The 14,702-nt window shown below is 73.5% G+C and carries 13 protein-coding genes; 5 read left to right on the forward strand and 8 right to left on the reverse strand.

Going from position 1 to position 14,702, the window contains the following annotated elements; genetic code table 11:
* Positions 1-159: 159 nt before the first annotated feature.
* The 3 genes from ABZ783_RS34365 to ABZ783_RS34375 form a co-directional block, all read right to left on the reverse strand.
* Entirely contained in the window at positions 160-1,062 is a 903-nt protein-coding gene (locus tag ABZ783_RS34365) for a hypothetical protein (protein WP_357446292.1), read from the reverse strand.
* 167 nt (positions 1,063-1,229) lie between these two features.
* Positions 1,230-2,885 (reverse strand): CocE/NonD family hydrolase, encoded by a 1,656-nt coding sequence (locus ABZ783_RS34370; protein WP_357446295.1) that lies wholly within the window; start codon positions 2,883-2,885, stop codon positions 1,230-1,232.
* Between the two features lie 175 nt (positions 2,886-3,060).
* The gene (locus ABZ783_RS34375; protein WP_357446298.1) at positions 3,061-4,530 is read right to left on the reverse strand and encodes a DedA family protein; all 1,470 of its coding nucleotides are present in this window, start codon (positions 4,528-4,530) and stop codon (positions 3,061-3,063) included.
* Positions 4,531-4,661: 131 nt separating this feature from the next.
* Between ABZ783_RS34375 and typA the strand changes: the two genes are divergently transcribed.
* Positions 4,662-6,530, forward strand: coding sequence for a translational GTPase TypA (gene typA / locus ABZ783_RS34380; protein ID WP_357446301.1), 1,869 nt, complete (start codon positions 4,662-4,664; stop codon positions 6,528-6,530).
* Positions 6,531-6,664: 134 nt separating this feature from the next.
* Here the strand turns inward: typA and ABZ783_RS34385 are convergent, their stop codons facing one another.
* The gene (locus ABZ783_RS34385; RefSeq protein ID WP_357446304.1) at positions 6,665-7,075 is read right to left on the reverse strand and encodes a class I SAM-dependent methyltransferase; all 411 of its coding nucleotides are present in this window, start codon (positions 7,073-7,075) and stop codon (positions 6,665-6,667) included.
* Between ABZ783_RS34385 and ABZ783_RS34390 the strand changes: the two genes are divergently transcribed.
* Positions 6,962-7,825, forward strand: a complete 864-nt coding sequence (locus ABZ783_RS34390; RefSeq protein WP_357446307.1) for a serine hydrolase — start codon at positions 6,962-6,964, stop codon at positions 7,823-7,825. The genes ABZ783_RS34385 and ABZ783_RS34390 overlap by 114 nt on opposite strands.
* Positions 7,826-7,869: 44 nt before the next feature.
* On the opposite strand, the gene ABZ783_RS34395 is transcribed toward ABZ783_RS34390, so the two are convergent.
* Complete coding sequence (locus tag ABZ783_RS34395; protein ID WP_357446311.1) at positions 7,870-8,667, reverse strand: tyrosine-protein phosphatase; 798 nt, start codon at positions 8,665-8,667, stop codon at positions 7,870-7,872.
* Between the two features lie 45 nt (positions 8,668-8,712).
* On the opposite strand from ABZ783_RS34395, the gene ABZ783_RS34400 reads away from it, so the two are divergent.
* Positions 8,713-9,810, forward strand: coding sequence for a dipeptide epimerase (locus ABZ783_RS34400; protein WP_357446314.1), 1,098 nt, complete (start codon positions 8,713-8,715; stop codon positions 9,808-9,810).
* 56 nt (positions 9,811-9,866) lie between these two features.
* Positions 9,867-10,784 carry a C40 family peptidase gene (locus tag ABZ783_RS34405; RefSeq protein ID WP_357446317.1) on the forward strand — a complete coding sequence of 306 codons (918 nt, stop codon included), beginning with the start codon at positions 9,867-9,869 and terminating at the stop codon, positions 10,782-10,784.
* Between the two features lie 64 nt (positions 10,785-10,848).
* Here the strand turns inward: ABZ783_RS34405 and ABZ783_RS34410 are convergent, their stop codons facing one another.
* The 3 genes from ABZ783_RS34410 to pnuC all read right to left on the reverse strand — a co-directional run bounded on the left by ABZ783_RS34410 (position 10,849) and on the right by pnuC (position 14,130).
* Positions 10,849-11,847, reverse strand: coding sequence for a TerC family protein (locus ABZ783_RS34410; RefSeq protein WP_357446320.1), 999 nt, complete (start codon positions 11,845-11,847; stop codon positions 10,849-10,851).
* Between the two features lie 455 nt (positions 11,848-12,302).
* Entirely contained in the window at positions 12,303-13,421 is a 1,119-nt protein-coding gene (locus ABZ783_RS34415) for an AAA family ATPase (protein WP_357446323.1), read from the reverse strand.
* A 55-nt stretch (positions 13,422-13,476) separates the two neighbouring features.
* Positions 13,477-14,130, reverse strand: coding sequence for a nicotinamide riboside transporter PnuC (gene pnuC, locus ABZ783_RS34420; RefSeq protein ID WP_357446326.1), 654 nt, complete (start codon positions 14,128-14,130; stop codon positions 13,477-13,479).
* Positions 14,131-14,232: 102 nt separating this feature from the next.
* On the opposite strand from pnuC, the gene ABZ783_RS34425 reads away from it, so the two are divergent.
* Entirely contained in the window at positions 14,233-14,526 is a 294-nt protein-coding gene (locus ABZ783_RS34425; RefSeq protein ID WP_357446329.1) for an antibiotic biosynthesis monooxygenase family protein, read from the forward strand.
* The last annotated feature ends 176 nt before the right edge of the window (positions 14,527-14,702 follow it).

Raw genomic sequence — 14,702 nt, forward strand, 5'->3', positions numbered from 1 at the left:
GCGACCTGGTCCGCAAGGTCACCGGCTCCCAGCCCGACGGCGGCACCGACATGTACGCCTGCCTGCTCCGCGCCGCCGACGAACTGGCCCGGCCGGCGGCGGCGGTCGGGCGCGCCCGACCGCCGCCGAAGCGCATCCCCGACCAGGCGCGCCGGCCGGTCAGGCGGCCAACCGCCGGGACAGCTCGTCGGCGACCTGCCGGGCGATTTCCGGCGACAACGCGGCGGCGATCGCCGCCGGGGTGAGCTGCGCCAGCAGCAGCGGCGCGAGCGCGGCGGCCAACGCCGGCACGTCGACCGGCGGCCGGCCGGCGACCGTGGCCAGGTCGGCGCGGATGCCGTTCACCTGGTCGACGAGCCACACGGGCCCGCCGGCCCCCTTCAGGTCGCTCCGTATCTTGGTGCGGCCGTTGGCGATGGCCTCCATCCGCCCGTCGGTGTACCCGGACTGGCTGACCAGGGTGGGCAGCACCGCCGCGAGCTGGTTGAGGACAGCGGCGTGCGCGTCGGTGAACTGGGCCATGGGGTCCTCCAGAAGTCCGATGCCGGTCAGGTAGCGGCGGAACAGCGGGGTCTGGTCCCGGCCCGCCTTGGTGGAGTCGCGGAAGAAGCTGAAGTGGGTGTGGGTCAGGTGGCTGGAGTCGCCGGTGGTGCGCTTCCGCAGCCGGTCCCACCGCTTCACCACCTTGCCGTCCGGCGAGTAGATGATCTCTCTGATGTCCCGGGTGTCCGTCGTGTTGGCGACGCACTGCGCGACGCACCAGGCGGAGAAGGTGCGCAGGTTGTGGGTTCGGCCGCCGGAGCGGACCGTGAACATCCCGACGTCCAGGGCGGACGCGTCGAGGGTCAGGCCGGAGGAGTCCCGGGTGGACTCCACCACGGAGTAGTCGTTCTTCACGACCCGGTCGGAGCCGCAGTGGTATCCGCCCCGGTGGTTGGCGTCGCCGACGATGCCGACCTCGCCGGGTTCGAGATCCTCCGGCCGCACGGCCTTCTTGTCGACGTTGAGATAGGTGAGCAGCAAACTGCGGACGGCCAACAGGTTGTTCGGGGCCCGCGTCATCGGATTCCCCCCTTGTGGATCGTCAGCCGACCGGGCACGACAATCACTCCGCGTGATGCGGACGATCCGGGGACACACCCGGTCGGTACAGTGCACGGCGCCGGGCAACTGACCCGAGAATATCCACGCCGACACGCAATTGCCCAGCTCAGAGGCACTATCTGCAACTATGAAGGGGCTGCGGGCGCCGCCGCGGCCTGCGGCAGCACCAGGGCGGACGGGTGCGCGGGGTCATGCAGCACCTCCCGCCATCCAGCACGGAGGGTGACGGCTGTGCCCAGCGGCTCCCCGGTGCCGGGGTTGCGCGCGTAGCGCGGGTGCGCACCGCCGGACACCTGCACGCGCAGCCGGTGCCCCGGCGCGAAGCAGTACGCCGTCGGCCAGAGGGTGACCGGCACCCGGACCACGCCGGACGGATCGACCGGGAAACGCCCCGGCGCCACCCGGACCAGACCGTCACAGACGTTCCAGGACCGACCGCGAAGGTCCACATCGCAGAGGCGTACGAAGACGTCCAGGTAGGAGAGTTCACTGCGCACGTGGATCTCGGCGTGGACCGGGCCGATCACCTCGACCGGGCCGTCCAGCGGCTCGCTGGTGTAGGTCAGCACGTCGGGCCGGGCCTCCACCAGCCGGTTGTCCACGGCGCCGGCCCGCTGGGCGACCAGCAGCGGGCCACCGAGCGACGGGGTGGGGTCGGCCGGGTCGTACCAGATCCGGTCGGGCGGAGACGACGCCGGCGCGGCCGGGTCGAGGGCCCGGCCGGCGTGCAGGTGCCACCGGGACGGCACGGCCGGCGGGGGCCAGTCGGGCAGGTCCCGCCAGCCGCCACCGACGCCCCCGACGTGCACCCGCACCGGTGCGCGCCGGACCGCCGGGCGGCCGGCCAGGTGCGCGTCGAGCCAGTCCAGTCCCTCCCTGAGGGCCGCCACCAGGAGCCCCGGGCTGCCATGGGTCCACGGGCCGACGGTCAGCCGGGGCCGGACCCCGGCCGACCGGAGCCGGGCGTAGTCGTCGAGCTGGGCGGGGAGGAAGATGTCGTGCCAGCCGCTGATCATCGCCACCGCCGCCCGCACCTCGGCGATCCGGTCGCCGAAGACCCGCAGCCGCCAGTAGTCGGCGTCCGGTGTGTGGTGGCGCAACCACTCCTGGAAGAACGGCACTGTCACCCCGGTGGCGATGTGATCCGCCTCGGCCAGCGGCAGGTGGGCCAGCGCGCGGACCAACCGGGGCTGCCCCCGCCGGAGCTCCCACTGCCGGGCCAACCACGGCACGGTCTGCGCCTGCAGCAGCTCCGCCCAGGTGAGCACGGTGTCCAGGGCAAACGACTCCCCCGCGTACGTCGAGTCCCGGGTGGCCGAAGCGGTCACCACCGTGACCATCGCGCGCAGCTCGTCGGCCGCCTCGGCGGCGAGCGCCCACTGCACGAAGCCCTGGTAGCTGGCACCGAACGTGCCGAACGACCCGGACCACCAGCGCTGCCGGCGCAGCCAGTCGAGGGTGTCCAGACCGTCGTCGCGCTCGTGCACCAGCGGGACGAACGCACCACCGGAGCCGTAGGTACCCCGGCAGGACTGGATCACCACGTGGTAGCCGCGCTCGGCGACGAGCCGGCCCAGCAGCCGGATCGGCCCACCGCGCCCGTACGGGGTCCGGATGAGCACGGTGGGCGCGCCCGGCAGATCCGGGGCGTAGTGATCGGTGCGCAGCGCGACCCCGTCCCGCACCCGGACCGGGATGTCCCGCCGCACCGCGACCCGCCGCGTCCGGGCGGCGGGCAGCCGCAGCGCGACGGCGGCGAGCCGGGTGAGCAGCCAGTCCATGTTCAGTCCGCGGGCGATCCCGCGGCGGCCGGGTCGGCGCCCGCCGCCCGTCGGGCCGGTTCGCCCCGGGCCGCGCGGACGGGGTCCCGGTGCTCCCGCCTCGAGGTCATCAACGACGTGGCCAACCGACCGGTGCCTCGACGCATCAGTCCTCCTCGTGGTCGTCCGCCGCACCCTAACCAGGATCGGCGGGGCCCCGGGGGGCGTGCGACGCCGCCCCGGACGGGCGCGGCCGAGGCGGGGGTCCCGCGCCCAGCCACTCCGCCGGGCCGTCAGGCTCCGCTGTGGACGGCGGAACGGCCACGCCGACGGCCCGGTCCCGGGTGGCCCAGGCGACCATGAACACCGTGGTCCAGGCGGCGCCGAGCAGGACGGACGTGGCGGTGCCGCTGGCCGTACTCCAGCCCAGGTAGAGCCGGGCGCCGCCGACGGCGAACACCCCGGCCACGGCACCCGTCCACACCGCCACGGCGACCGGCCAGCGCGCCCCGCGGGACAGCAGCCAGGCCAGCGTGCCGAAGCTCGCCGTCACCACCGTGATCTGGGTGGGCAGGAGCACCGGCGTGTCGCCAGGGCCGCCCGGGCCGGTCAGGTCGGCGACCACGGCCAGCACGACCAGCGGCACGAACGCCCCCACCGTGCCGACCACGCTGAGCAGGTCGGCCCGCCAGGGGCGGCTCCGCCAGGCCAGCACCGCCGCGACGACCGCCACCGCGGCGATCAGGGACGACCCGCGCAGCACCGAGACGGCGGCCAGCGCCGCGTCGGCCACCCCGGGGGTACGCCGGGCGGCGAACCACTCCGCGATGAGGCCGTCGACCACCCCGAGACCGCTGTGCCGGACCACCGCCTCCAGCACCGCGGCGACGGCCAGCCCGGCGGTGAAGAGCAGCAGCAGGCCGGCAGCGAGGTTGAGCAGCAGCGTCCAGGCCGGCCCGATCCGCATGGCGACCAGGAAGAACAGCACCCCGTACCGGGCGCGCAGCCAGCGCAGCGGGGGCACGGCGGCCGCCCGGGCGGCCAGGGCCCGGGCCGGGTCCGGGTTTCGGCCGAGCCAGCGACCGGCCAGCACCACCCCGACCAGGCAGAGCAGCAGCACCAGCACCGCCCCGGTGGCCCGGCCGAGCAGCCGGGACACCTGCGCGTACGACTCGCCGGCGGCGTACCCGGCCAGCACGGACGCGCCGACCCAGCTCACCACCCCGGCCAGGTTCCACGGCGCGAACCGCCGGTACGGCAGGCCCGCCGCGCCGGCCAGCCGGGGCGCCAGGGTACGGGCGAAGGCCACCCAGCGGGCGGCCAGCACACCGCGACCGCCGAGCCGGTCGAGCAGCGAGTCGGCCCGCTGCCACCGGTCGGCGCCGATCCGGGCACCGAGGCCGGAGGCGCGCAGCCGGGGCCCGTACCGGCGGCCGGCCCGGAAGGCGAGTGTGTCACCGATCACGGCGGCGGCTGTCATGGCCAGCAGCGTCGGGACGAGCCGTAGCGTCCCCGCGTACGCTAGGAAGCCGACCAGCAGCAGGGTCGCCTCGCCCGGCACCAGCAGTCCGAAGATCACCGCGGTCTCACCCGCGACGATCATCGAGGCGACCAGGTAGATCAGCAGGGCCGGCAGGTCCTGCAGCCACGTCAGCAGGTCAGGCATCCGGTCCCCCGCACGAGGACCAGCATGCCAGTCACTGGAACGGTCGGGACAGCAGTTTCGGCACAGATCCGGGCGATCTCGGGGTGACCCCGACACGCGCCCCGGCAACCGCAGACAGGAGTATGGAGGGTATGCAGCTTCGCACCGACCTCCGCAACGTCGCCATCATCGCCCACGTCGACCACGGCAAGACAACCCTGGTCGACGCCATGTTGCGGCAGGCCGGCGCCTACGGCGCCCGCGGTGAGGTCACCGAACGGGTCATGGACTCGATGGACCTCGAGCGGGAAAAGGGCATCACCATCCTGGCCAAGAACACCGGCGTGCACTACCTGCCGGCGGACGGGTCCGACCCGGTCACCATCAACATCATCGACACCCCGGGCCACGCCGACTTCGGCGGCGAGGTCGAGCGCGGCCTGACCATGGTCGACGGGGTGGTGCTGCTGGTCGACGCCAGCGAGGGCCCGCTGCCGCAGACCCGGTTCGTGCTCCGCAAGGCCCTCAAGGCCCGGCTGCCGATCATCCTGGTGATCAACAAGGTGGACCGGCCCGACGCCCGGATCAAGGAGGTCGTGGACGACACCTACGAGCTCTTCCTCGACCTGGACGCCGACGAGGAGCAGATCGACTTCCCGATCGTCTACGCCTGCGCCCGCGACGGCATCGCCTCGCTGACCCAGCCGGCCGACGGCGCGGTGCCGGACGACAGCCACAACCTGGAGCCGCTGTTCCGCACCCTGCTGGACACCATCCCACCGCCGGCGTACGAGGAGGACGCGCCGCTGCAGGCGCACGTCACCAACCTCGACGCCTCGCCGTTCCTGGGCCGGCTGGCGCTGTGCCGGGTCCGGCAGGGCACCATCAGCAAGGGCCAGACCGTGGCCTGGTGCCGCACCGACGGCAGCACCCAGCGGGTCCGCATCTCCGAGCTGCTGATGACCGAGGGCCTGGAGCGCAAGCCGGCGGAGACCGCCGGCCCCGGCGACATCATCGCGGTCGCCGGCATCCCGGAGATCATGATCGGCGAGACCCTGGCCGACGCGGAGAACCCGGTCCCGCTGCCGCTGATCACCGTCGACGAGCCAGCCATCTCGATGACCATCGGCACCAACACCTCGCCGCTGGTCGGCCGGGTCAAGGGCGCCAAGGTCACCGCCCGGATGGTCAAGGACCGCCTCGACAAGGAGCTGATCGGCAACGTCTCGCTGCGGGTGCTGCCCACCGAGCGTCCCGACGCCTGGGAGGTGCAGGGCCGCGGCGAGCTGGCGCTGGCGATCCTCGTCGAGCAGATGCGCCGCGAGCAGTACGAGCTGACCGTCGGCAAGCCGCAGGTGGTCACCCGGGAGATCGACGGGAAGACCTGCGAGCCGGTCGAGCGGCTGACCATCGACGCCCCCGACGAGTACCTCGGCGCGATCACCCAGCTGCTGGCCACCCGCAAGGGCCGGATGGAGCAGCTGGTCAACCACGGCACCGGCTGGATCCGGATGGAGTGGCTGGTCCCGGCCCGGGGCCTGATCGGCTTCCGCACCGAGTTCCTCACCGAGACCCGCGGCACCGGCATCCTGCACCACGTCTTCGAGTCGTACGAGCCGTGGTTCGGCGAGCTGCGGACCCGGGCCACCGGCTCGCTCGTCGCCGACCGCTCGGGCGCGGTCACCGCGTTCGCCATGACCAACCTGCAGGAGCGCGGTCAACTCTTCGTCGAGCCCGGCACCGAGGTGTACGAGGGCATGATCGTCGGGGAGAACTCCCGCTCCGACGACATGGACGTGAACATCACCAAGGAGAAGAAGCTCACCAACATGCGCTCCTCGACCTCCGAGGAGACCGAGAAGCTGATCCCGCCGCGCAAGCTGTCGCTGGAGCAGGCCCTCGAGTTCTGCCGCGAGGACGAGTGCGTCGAGGTGACCCCGGCCGCGGTCCGCATCCGCAAGGTGATCCTCGACCAGACCCAGCGCGGCCGGATGGCCGCCCGCCGCAAGCACGCCGGCTGACCCCAGCCCACCCCGGAGCCCGGACCGCCCCCAGCGGCCCGGGCTCCGCCGTTCCCCCCACCCCTGCCCCAGCCAGGCGTCGATCATGGAGTTGGCGGCAGTCCGGCAGCGAAAAATCGCCGCCAACCTCATGATCAACGCGGGTCACCGGGGTGCACGCCGATGTGGACGAAGCGCCCGCCGGGGGTGAGCACCCGGGCGGCCTCCGCGACCATCGCCGGGTAGGCGGGCAGGTCGGTGTGCCCGAGTACGCAGGTGACGGCACAGACGCTCGCGTCGGCGACCGGAAGCCGGGCCGCGTCGCCCCGGACCACCGCCAGCCGGGTACGGGCGTACCGCAGCTGGCCGCCGGAGAGGTCGACCCCGACCGGCTGCCAGCCCAGCCGTCGGGCGGGCCGCAGCCCCGCCGGTGATCGGCTACGGTCACCGGCATGACCTGGGAGGATCTCGACTCGTACCTCGACAAGGCGCCCGGCACCATCTCCGCGTACGTGGGGCGGCTGGGTGCCCCACCCACCTGGACCCGCCTGCCCGACGCCACCCACTACGCGGCCAGCACCATGAAGATCGGGGTGCTGGTGGCGCTGCACCGCGCCGCCGAGGCCGGCCGGCTGGACCTGGACGCGCCGGTGCCGGTGCACAACGCCTTCGACTCCGCCCTGCCGGGCGCACCCCGGTTCGCCAACGCCCGGGACTACGACAACGACGATGCGGTCTGGGACCGGGTCGGCGGCACCGCATCGCTGCGCTGGCTCGCCGAACGCATGATCGTCAGGTCCAGCAACCTGGCCACCAACATCGTCATCGGCGCGGTGGGACTGCCGGCGGTGGCCGAGGCGTGGGCGCTGAGCGGGGCGCGGCACAGCGTCACCGGCCGCGGCATCGAGGACTCCGCCGCCCGGGAGGCGGGCATCGACAACCTGGTCACCGCGGCCGACCTCGCCGCCCTGCTCGGCGGGCTGGCCCGCGGCGCCCGCGAGCCCGGCCCGCTGGCCTCCCCGGCCGGCTGCGCGTCCATGCTGGACGTCCTGTTCGCCCAGGAACACCGCGAGGACCTCGCCGCCGGGCTGCCCGCGGGAACCCGGATCGCGCACAAGAACGGCTGGGTGCACGGCATCCGGCACGGCGCCGGAGTGGTCTTCCCGGCCGACGCGCCGCCGTACGTGATCGTCGTCTGCACCACCACCGACCTGGCCGACGGCGGCCCGAGCGGCGAGGAGGACGACGACGCCTGCCGCCTGATCGCGCACGTCTCCGCGCAGGTCTGGGCGTCCCGACACGACCTGGCCGACTGACCGCACCCCGCCGGCCCGCCGACGGGCGGGCCGGCGGCCCGGGCTCACTCCAGCAGGTGCGCGCGCAGCGCGGCGACCGTCTCGTCGGTCACCCCCAACCCGTCGCGCAGGTACGCCCCGAACGAGCCGTGCACCCGCCGGACCTCGTCGTACGCGGCATCCAGGTATTCCGGCCGCACCTCCAGCAGCGGACGCGCGCTCGCCGGGTCCAGATTCGACTGACCCCGGGTCATCGCCGTCAGCAGCACCTCGCGCAAGCTCTCGGTCAACTCGTTGTGCCGCAGGTAGTCGGCCCGGATCGCCGCCTCGTCCACCCCGAGCGCGGTCAGCAGCACCACCGACAGCCAGCCGGTCCGGTCCTTGCCGGCCGAGCAGTGGAACAGCAGCGGCAGGTTCGCCCCCTCGGCCGCGAGCCGCACCGCCGCCCCGAACCCGGCGCGGGCGGACTCCCCGGTGACGAACCACCGGTAGATCGCCGCCATCGCCGCCGGCATACCCTCCCGGGCCAGCTGCTCGTACGCGCTCAGGTCGTGGCCGAGCAGCACCGCCGACACGTACGTGAAGACGGGGTGGGCCGGGTCGTAGACCGGCAGGTGCACCACCCGCGGCTCACCGGCCAGGCGGTCCGGCGGGGCGACCTCCTGCTCGCTGGCGTGCCGCAGGTCCACCACGCAGGCGGGCGCCAGCTTGCCCAGCACCGGCAGGTCCTCGTCGGTGAGCCGGCCCAGCGCGGCGGTGCGGATCAGCCGACCCGGGCGGACCCGCCGCCCGTCGGATGCCGGCAGACCGCCGAGGTCACGCGCGTTCGGTGCGCCCACCAGTGCCCAGTCCCGTTCCGCCATCGGCCCTCCCCAGTCGCCGGCAAACCTCCGTATAGGGTGCCGCACATGACGATCGCCGCGGTACGCACCCACCGGCTCTCCGCCCCCTTGCACACCCCGTTCGTCACCGCGCTGCGCCGCACGACCACGGTGGACACCCTGGTCGTCGAGGTCGTCGACAGCGACGGGCGGTCCGGGTTCGGCGAGGCCCCGCAGGTCTGGCAGGTCACCGGGGCGTCGATCGCCGGCGCCGAGGCGTGCGTCCGGGACCTCCTCGCCCCCACGCTGACCGGACGAGACGCCGACGACCTCCAGGCCCGCTGCGCCGAGGTGCGCCGGACGGTGGTCGGCAACGAGTCCGCCAAGGCGGCCGTCGACGTCGCCCTGCACGACCTGGCCGCGCGGCGGCTCGGCGTACCGCTGGTGCGGCTGCTCGGCGGCACCAGCCTGCGGGTCCCAACGGACGTCACGCTGGCCGCCGGCGACGCCGTGGACCTGGCCGCCGCCGCGAAGCAGCGCCGGGCCGAGGGGTTCACCGTGCTCAAGCTGAAGGTCGGCACCGACGCCCGGGGCGACCTGGACCGGGTCCGCGCGGTCCGCGCGGCGGTCGGCCCCGACGTGCGCATCCGGCTGGACGCCAACCAGGGTTGGACCCCGCGCGAGGCGGTCCGGGTCATCCGGGGCATCGAGGACGCCGGGCTGGACGTCGAACTGGTCGAGCAGCCGGTCCACCGGCGGGACCTGGACGGGCTGGCCTGGGTCAGCGACCGGGTGGACCTGCCGATCCTCGCCGACGAGTCGGTCTTCGACGTCCGCGACCTGGTCGAGGTGATCCGCCGGCGGGCGGCCGACATGGTCAACGTCAAGCTGGCCAAGTGCGGCGGCCTGCACACCGCGCGGACGCTGCTCGACCTGGCCGCCGCGCACGGGATGGGCACCATCGTCGGCTCGATGATGGAGAGCCCGGTGGGGGTGGGCGCCGCGGCCAGCCTGGTCGCCGCCTACGGCACCACGGCCGTCTCCGACCTCGACGCCGCCTGGTGGCTCGCCTGGTCGCCGGTGGGCGGCGGAATCCGGTACGACGGCGCGAGTGTTCTGCTGCCCGACGAGCCCGGCCTCGGCATCTCGGCCGTACGTGAAGTCAATGTGCACGCCCGCAGTTGATGGCTGGTGAAATTTTTCATAGGGTCGCCGGAGAGAACCGCGAGGTGGGAGTGGACGTGGAGCTGCAGCCGGGCCGCGAGGCCGTCGTCCGGGTCCCGGTCGCGACCCTATGGAGCGCCCCCGAGGCCGTCCGCCCGATCGACGGTGCCGCACTCGGCGACACGCCGGACACCGCCACCTGGGTCGCCGGCATGGACCGCGACCAGCAGGTCGGCGAGTGCGTGCTGAGCCAGCTGCTGCTCGGCGAGCGGGTGCTCGTCACCGAGCTGCGCGCGGACGGTTGGGCGCAGGTCATCGCCCTCGAACAGCCCGCCGCCAAGCTCGACCCCCGGGGCTACCCGGGCTGGCTGCCCACCGCCCAGCTCACCGCCCCGGCAGAGACCGACGCGTCGGCGGGCCCGCTGGTGGTGGACGCCACGCTCACCACGCTGCGCGCCGCCCCGGACGGCCCGGTGGCCCTGGCCGACGTGGTCCTCGGCACCCGCCTCGCACCGGCGGGCCGGACGGTGGACGGATGGCGGCCGGTGCACGTAGCCGGCCGGATGGACCCGCTCTGGGTGCCCGATGCCGATGTGGTCCCGCTGCCCACCGAGCGGCCGGAGGCCAAGGAGGTGCTCGCCGTGGCGGAGCGGCTGCACGACCTGGTCTACGTCTGGGGCGGGGTCTCCAGCCACGGGATCGACTGCTCCGGTCTGGTGCACCTGGCCTGGCGGCGGTACGGGGTGACGCTGCCCCGGGACGCCGACGACCAGGCCGAGGCGACCACCCCCCTGGCGCTTGGCGAGGAGCGCCCCGGCGACCTCTACTTCTTCGCCCGGCCCGGCCGCCGGATCCACCACATCGGCATCGTGAGCAGCGAGCCGCAGGGTGCGGTCCGGCGGATGCTGCACGCCTGCTACATCCAGCGCGTGGTGATCGAGCAGCGGCTTCCCGATAACCGGGAGGCCACCCTGGTCGCGGCCCACCGCGTCTGACCTCCGTACGCGAATGGGGCGCTCCCGACCGCGGGAGCGCCCCATTCGCCGGGTGTGGGTCCGGTCAGTGTCGCGCCGCGGCCAGCTCGCGGCGCCGGTCCCGGGACGACTTGACCAGGCTGGCCGCGGTGGCGATCCCCAGGGTGCCCAGGATGACGGCCAGCGACAGCCAGATCGGGATGTGCGGGGCCCAGGCCACGTGCTCGCCGTTGTTGATGAACGGCAGGTTGTTGTCGGCGAGGGCCTCCAGGACCAGCTTGACCCCGATGAAGCCGAGCACCACGGCCAGGCCGTAGCTGAGGTAGATCAGCCGGTCCAGCAGCCCGCCGAGCAGGAAGTAGAGCTGCCGGAGCCCCATCAGCGCGAAGACGTTCGCGGTGAAGACCAGGTACGGCTCCTGGGTGATGCCGAAGATCGCCGGGATCGAGTCGAGCGCGAAGATCAGGTCGGTGGTGCCGATCGCGATCATCACGATCAGCATCGGGGTGAAGAGCCGCCGCCCCTTCTCGTGGGTGGTCAGCTTCGCGCCGTCGAAGTCCCGGGACAGCGGCAGCGCCTTGCGGCTCCACCGGATCAGCACGTTCTCGCTGAACTCGTCCTCGTCCGGCTCGCCCTGCCGGGCCAGGTTGATCGCCGTGTAGATCAGGAACGCGCCGAAGATGTAGAAGACCCAGGTGAACTGGGCGAGCAGGGCGGCGCCGGCGGCGATGAAGCCACCCCGCATCACCAGCGCCAGCAGGATGCCGATGAGCAGCACCTTCTGCTGGTACTGCCGGGGCACCGCGAAGCGACCCATGATGATCACGAAGACGAAGAGGTTGTCCACCGAGAGGCTGTACTCGGTGAGCCACCCGGTGTAGAACTGGCCGGCCACGCTGGGGCCGGCGGCGAGCCACAGCCCCACGCCGAAGAGCAGGGCCAGCCCGACGTAGAAGCCGACCCAGATGCTCGATTCACGGACGCTGGGCTCGTGCGGGCGCCGACCGATGATGAGCAGGTCGACGAGCAGGACGGCGGTCAATGCGACGAGGGTCGCTGCCCACACCCATCCGGACACGTTCAAGATCTAACCTCCGGCAGACACACAGCGTCGGGCACACCGTACGCCCCATGAGGGGCCAAGGTGCGTCGACGCTGACTCTGGTGACTGTCGGAGGTCTCTTCCGCCACCGACCGGGGGTGCCGGGTCGCTGACCAACGGAGCCGGGTCGTGCCACCGGGGGGCCGGCGCTCTTCCGTGCTGACGACTCCGTTGCGGGGGAATACTCCCCTCCTCGGGCGCCATTGTTCACCATGAAGGCGGCTCGGCGCATCTCCGGGTGCCCGGATTGATGAGGGAATCACTTTCCGCCGTTGGACGGATCTCCTTCGCCAGCGCTTCCTAGGAGGCTAGCTGGACCCTCTGCCCGCCGGCATCCCAGGCCGAGGACCTGGCGGCATGCCCGGCCGGTGGAATACCGCCAGGTCGACGAGGCGGTCGGGCTGTCGGGAAAGCCCGATCTCGCCTCTGGCGGATGCTCAGGAGGGGAGCAGCGGGTCGGCGAACGACCAACCGGCGGCGAGCAGAGCGTCGCAGGCGGCCACGGCGGTGGCCAGCCGGGTCTCGTGCGGCCCGCGCAGCTCCAGCACGGGCACCCCGCAACCGGCGAGTTCCGCACGGAACCGCCCGGTCATCCAGGTCCTCAGGTGCTCGCCGTCGCGCAGCCCGTCGTCGGCGAACGGCACTCCCTCGTGGTCGGTCAGCAGGTACAGCGCCGGCCGGCGGGCGGCCGCCCGCACCTGCGCGGACGCCGAGCCGAGGTAGCGCTCCTCCCAGATCGAGGTGGCGCGGACGTCGGTGTCGCAGAACAACAGGGGGCCGCTGACCCGGGCCGCCGCGTCCTCGGCGGCCTGCTGCTCGCGTACCACCTCGGCGAAGTCGGCCCGGTCCCAGGTGACGTCGAAGACGGTTGCCGCCGGCCGGCGGCGCCGCAGCTCCGCGAGCTTGCGCGCGGTCACTTCGCGCCCGTACTCGGGGACCCAGGTGGTGCCGTAGTGGGCGGCCAGCGCCTCGGCCATCGTCGTGGTGCCGGTGGATTCCGCGCCCACCACAACGACCCGGCGGACCAGCCAGGCCCGCACCGGTGGGCTCAGCCAGCGCCAGTGCCCCACCGGGTCCGCGCGGACCGCCGTGCCGGAGACGGGCACGGTGCGCCGGTCCAGGTCCACGCAGACCGGCACCGCGTCGAACCGGCGGGCCAGCTCCGCCCCGTACGCCTCGGAGGAGAAGACCGCGTCCACCGGCTGCCCGCCGAGCGCCTCCCGGAACACCGCGCAGTGCAGGTCCCAGATCGCCGGGTCGGCGTAGTCGACCGGATGGTCGTCGTACCGGCCGACGACCCGCACCCACGGGGTGGCGACGTGCACCTCGCGCAGCCAGGCCACCCGGTCCGGGAGCGGGATCGACTCCCGCCGGGACGGGGCGACCACCACGGTGACCGCCGCGCAGCGGGCCGCCGCCGCCGCGATCAGCGCGTGGTGCCCGGCGTGCGGCGGATAGAACTTCCCGACCACCAGCCCGTGCCGGAACTCCGGCACCGGCCGGCCCGCACCGTCGCCCGTCGGGACGCCGGCCGCCTCGCCGGCGCCACCGGTCACCACGACTCCTCGGTTCGCGGCCGCGGGGCTCGCCAGACCGGCTCACGTCGCGCGCTCACGCGACCACCGGTGCCGGGCCGGGCGGCACCGGCGCCGCCGCCGACCGCTGTCGTAGGTCCGCCCGCCACTCCCGCAGCCCCAGCACGCAGAGCGCCAGGAAGACCAGGTATAGGCCGCCGGTCAGCCAGAGCCCTTTGTACGCGTAGAGCGGGAGGTAGATCAGGTCGGCGGCGATCCACAGCCACCAGCTCTCCACCAGCTTGCGAGTCTGGCCGTAGGTGGCGAGCAGCGACAGCGCGGTGGTGACCGCGTCGGCGAGGGGCACCGTGGAGTCGGTGGCCCGATCCAGCAGCGCCCAGAGCCCGCCCGTGAGCAGCACCCCGGCAACCGACAGCGCCCACCACTCCCGGCGCCCGGTCCGGCTCACGGTGAGCCGGCTGCGCCGCTGCCCGCCGAAGAGCCAGTGCCACCACCCGTACAGGCCGAGGGCGACGTAGACCACCTGCAGGCCGGCGTCGGCGTACAGGCCGGCGGCCCAGAACAGCAGCATGAGCAGCAGCACGTTGGCGATGCCGACTGGCCAGTTCGCGATGTGTTGCCGCGCCACCAGCCAGACGTTGACCACCCCGGTGGCGAAGCCGAGCACCTCCGCCCAGGTGGTGCCGACGCCCGCGACGGTGAACGCCGTAGCGGTGAGCCAGTCGAGCATGTGTCCCTCCCCGTGTTCCGCGCGCTCACCCTAAGGGGAGTGTGGCGGCCGGAACAGCCCCCGGGGCGGACGGGCCGACGGCCGGCGTGCGAGGCTTCGGGCATGGTTCTTGAGGTCGCGCTGATCGACGTGAAACCGGGGCAAGAGGACGCCTTCGCCGCCGCCTACACGCAGGCGTACCCCCTCCTCCGCGGCGCGGAGGGCTGCCGCTCGGTGCGGATGACCCGGGGCGTGGAGTCGCCGTCCCGGTTCGTGCTGCTGGTGGAGTGGGACTCGGTCGAGGCGCACGACGTCAACTTCCGGCAGAGCGAGCGGTTCCCGCAGTGGCGGGCGCTGATCGGTCCGCACTTCGCGAACCCGCCGCTGGTCGAGCACTTCGTGGACGTGCCGGCCTGACCTGTCATACCCCTCGCATAGCCTGCGGGGGATGCGCCGGCCACCGGTCCCGACGGGCATCGGGGGCGCCGGGCCCGGTGGCGGCGCGGGCAAGGCTGCGGCCAGCCGCGCCCGATTGATCAACTTCCGGGCGCCCCTGCTGCTCGCGGCAGGGTTCGCGGCTGCCCGCCCCGGCC

It is taken from the genome of Micromonospora sp. NPDC047738 (assembly GCF_040642675.1).
Classification (GTDB): domain Bacteria; phylum Actinomycetota; class Actinomycetes; order Mycobacteriales; family Micromonosporaceae; genus Micromonospora.

What these genes read in the sequence shown, in the direction of transcription:
- ABZ783_RS34365 (WP_357446292.1), bottom strand. Translation starts at nt 1,062, where the DNA reads ATGACGCGGGCCCCGAACAACCTGTTGGCCGTCCGCAGTTTGCTGCTC.
- ABZ783_RS34370 (WP_357446295.1), bottom strand. Translation starts at nt 2,885, where the DNA reads ATGGACTGGCTGCTCACCCGGCTCGCCGCCGTCGCGCTGCGGCTGCCC.
- ABZ783_RS34375 (WP_357446298.1), bottom strand. Translation starts at nt 4,530, where the DNA reads ATGCCTGACCTGCTGACGTGGCTGCAGGACCTGCCGGCCCTGCTGATC.
- typA (WP_357446301.1), top strand. Translation starts at nt 4,662, where the DNA reads ATGCAGCTTCGCACCGACCTCCGCAACGTCGCCATCATCGCCCACGTC.
- ABZ783_RS34390 (WP_357446307.1), top strand. Translation starts at nt 6,962, where the DNA reads ATGACCTGGGAGGATCTCGACTCGTACCTCGACAAGGCGCCCGGCACC.
- ABZ783_RS34395 (WP_357446311.1), bottom strand. Translation starts at nt 8,667, where the DNA reads ATGGCGGAACGGGACTGGGCACTGGTGGGCGCACCGAACGCGCGTGAC.
- ABZ783_RS34400 (WP_357446314.1), top strand. Translation starts at nt 8,713, where the DNA reads ATGACGATCGCCGCGGTACGCACCCACCGGCTCTCCGCCCCCTTGCAC.
- pnuC (WP_357446326.1), bottom strand. Translation starts at nt 14,130, where the DNA reads ATGCTCGACTGGCTCACCGCTACGGCGTTCACCGTCGCGGGCGTCGGC.
- ABZ783_RS34425 (WP_357446329.1), top strand. Translation starts at nt 14,233, where the DNA reads ATGGTTCTTGAGGTCGCGCTGATCGACGTGAAACCGGGGCAAGAGGAC.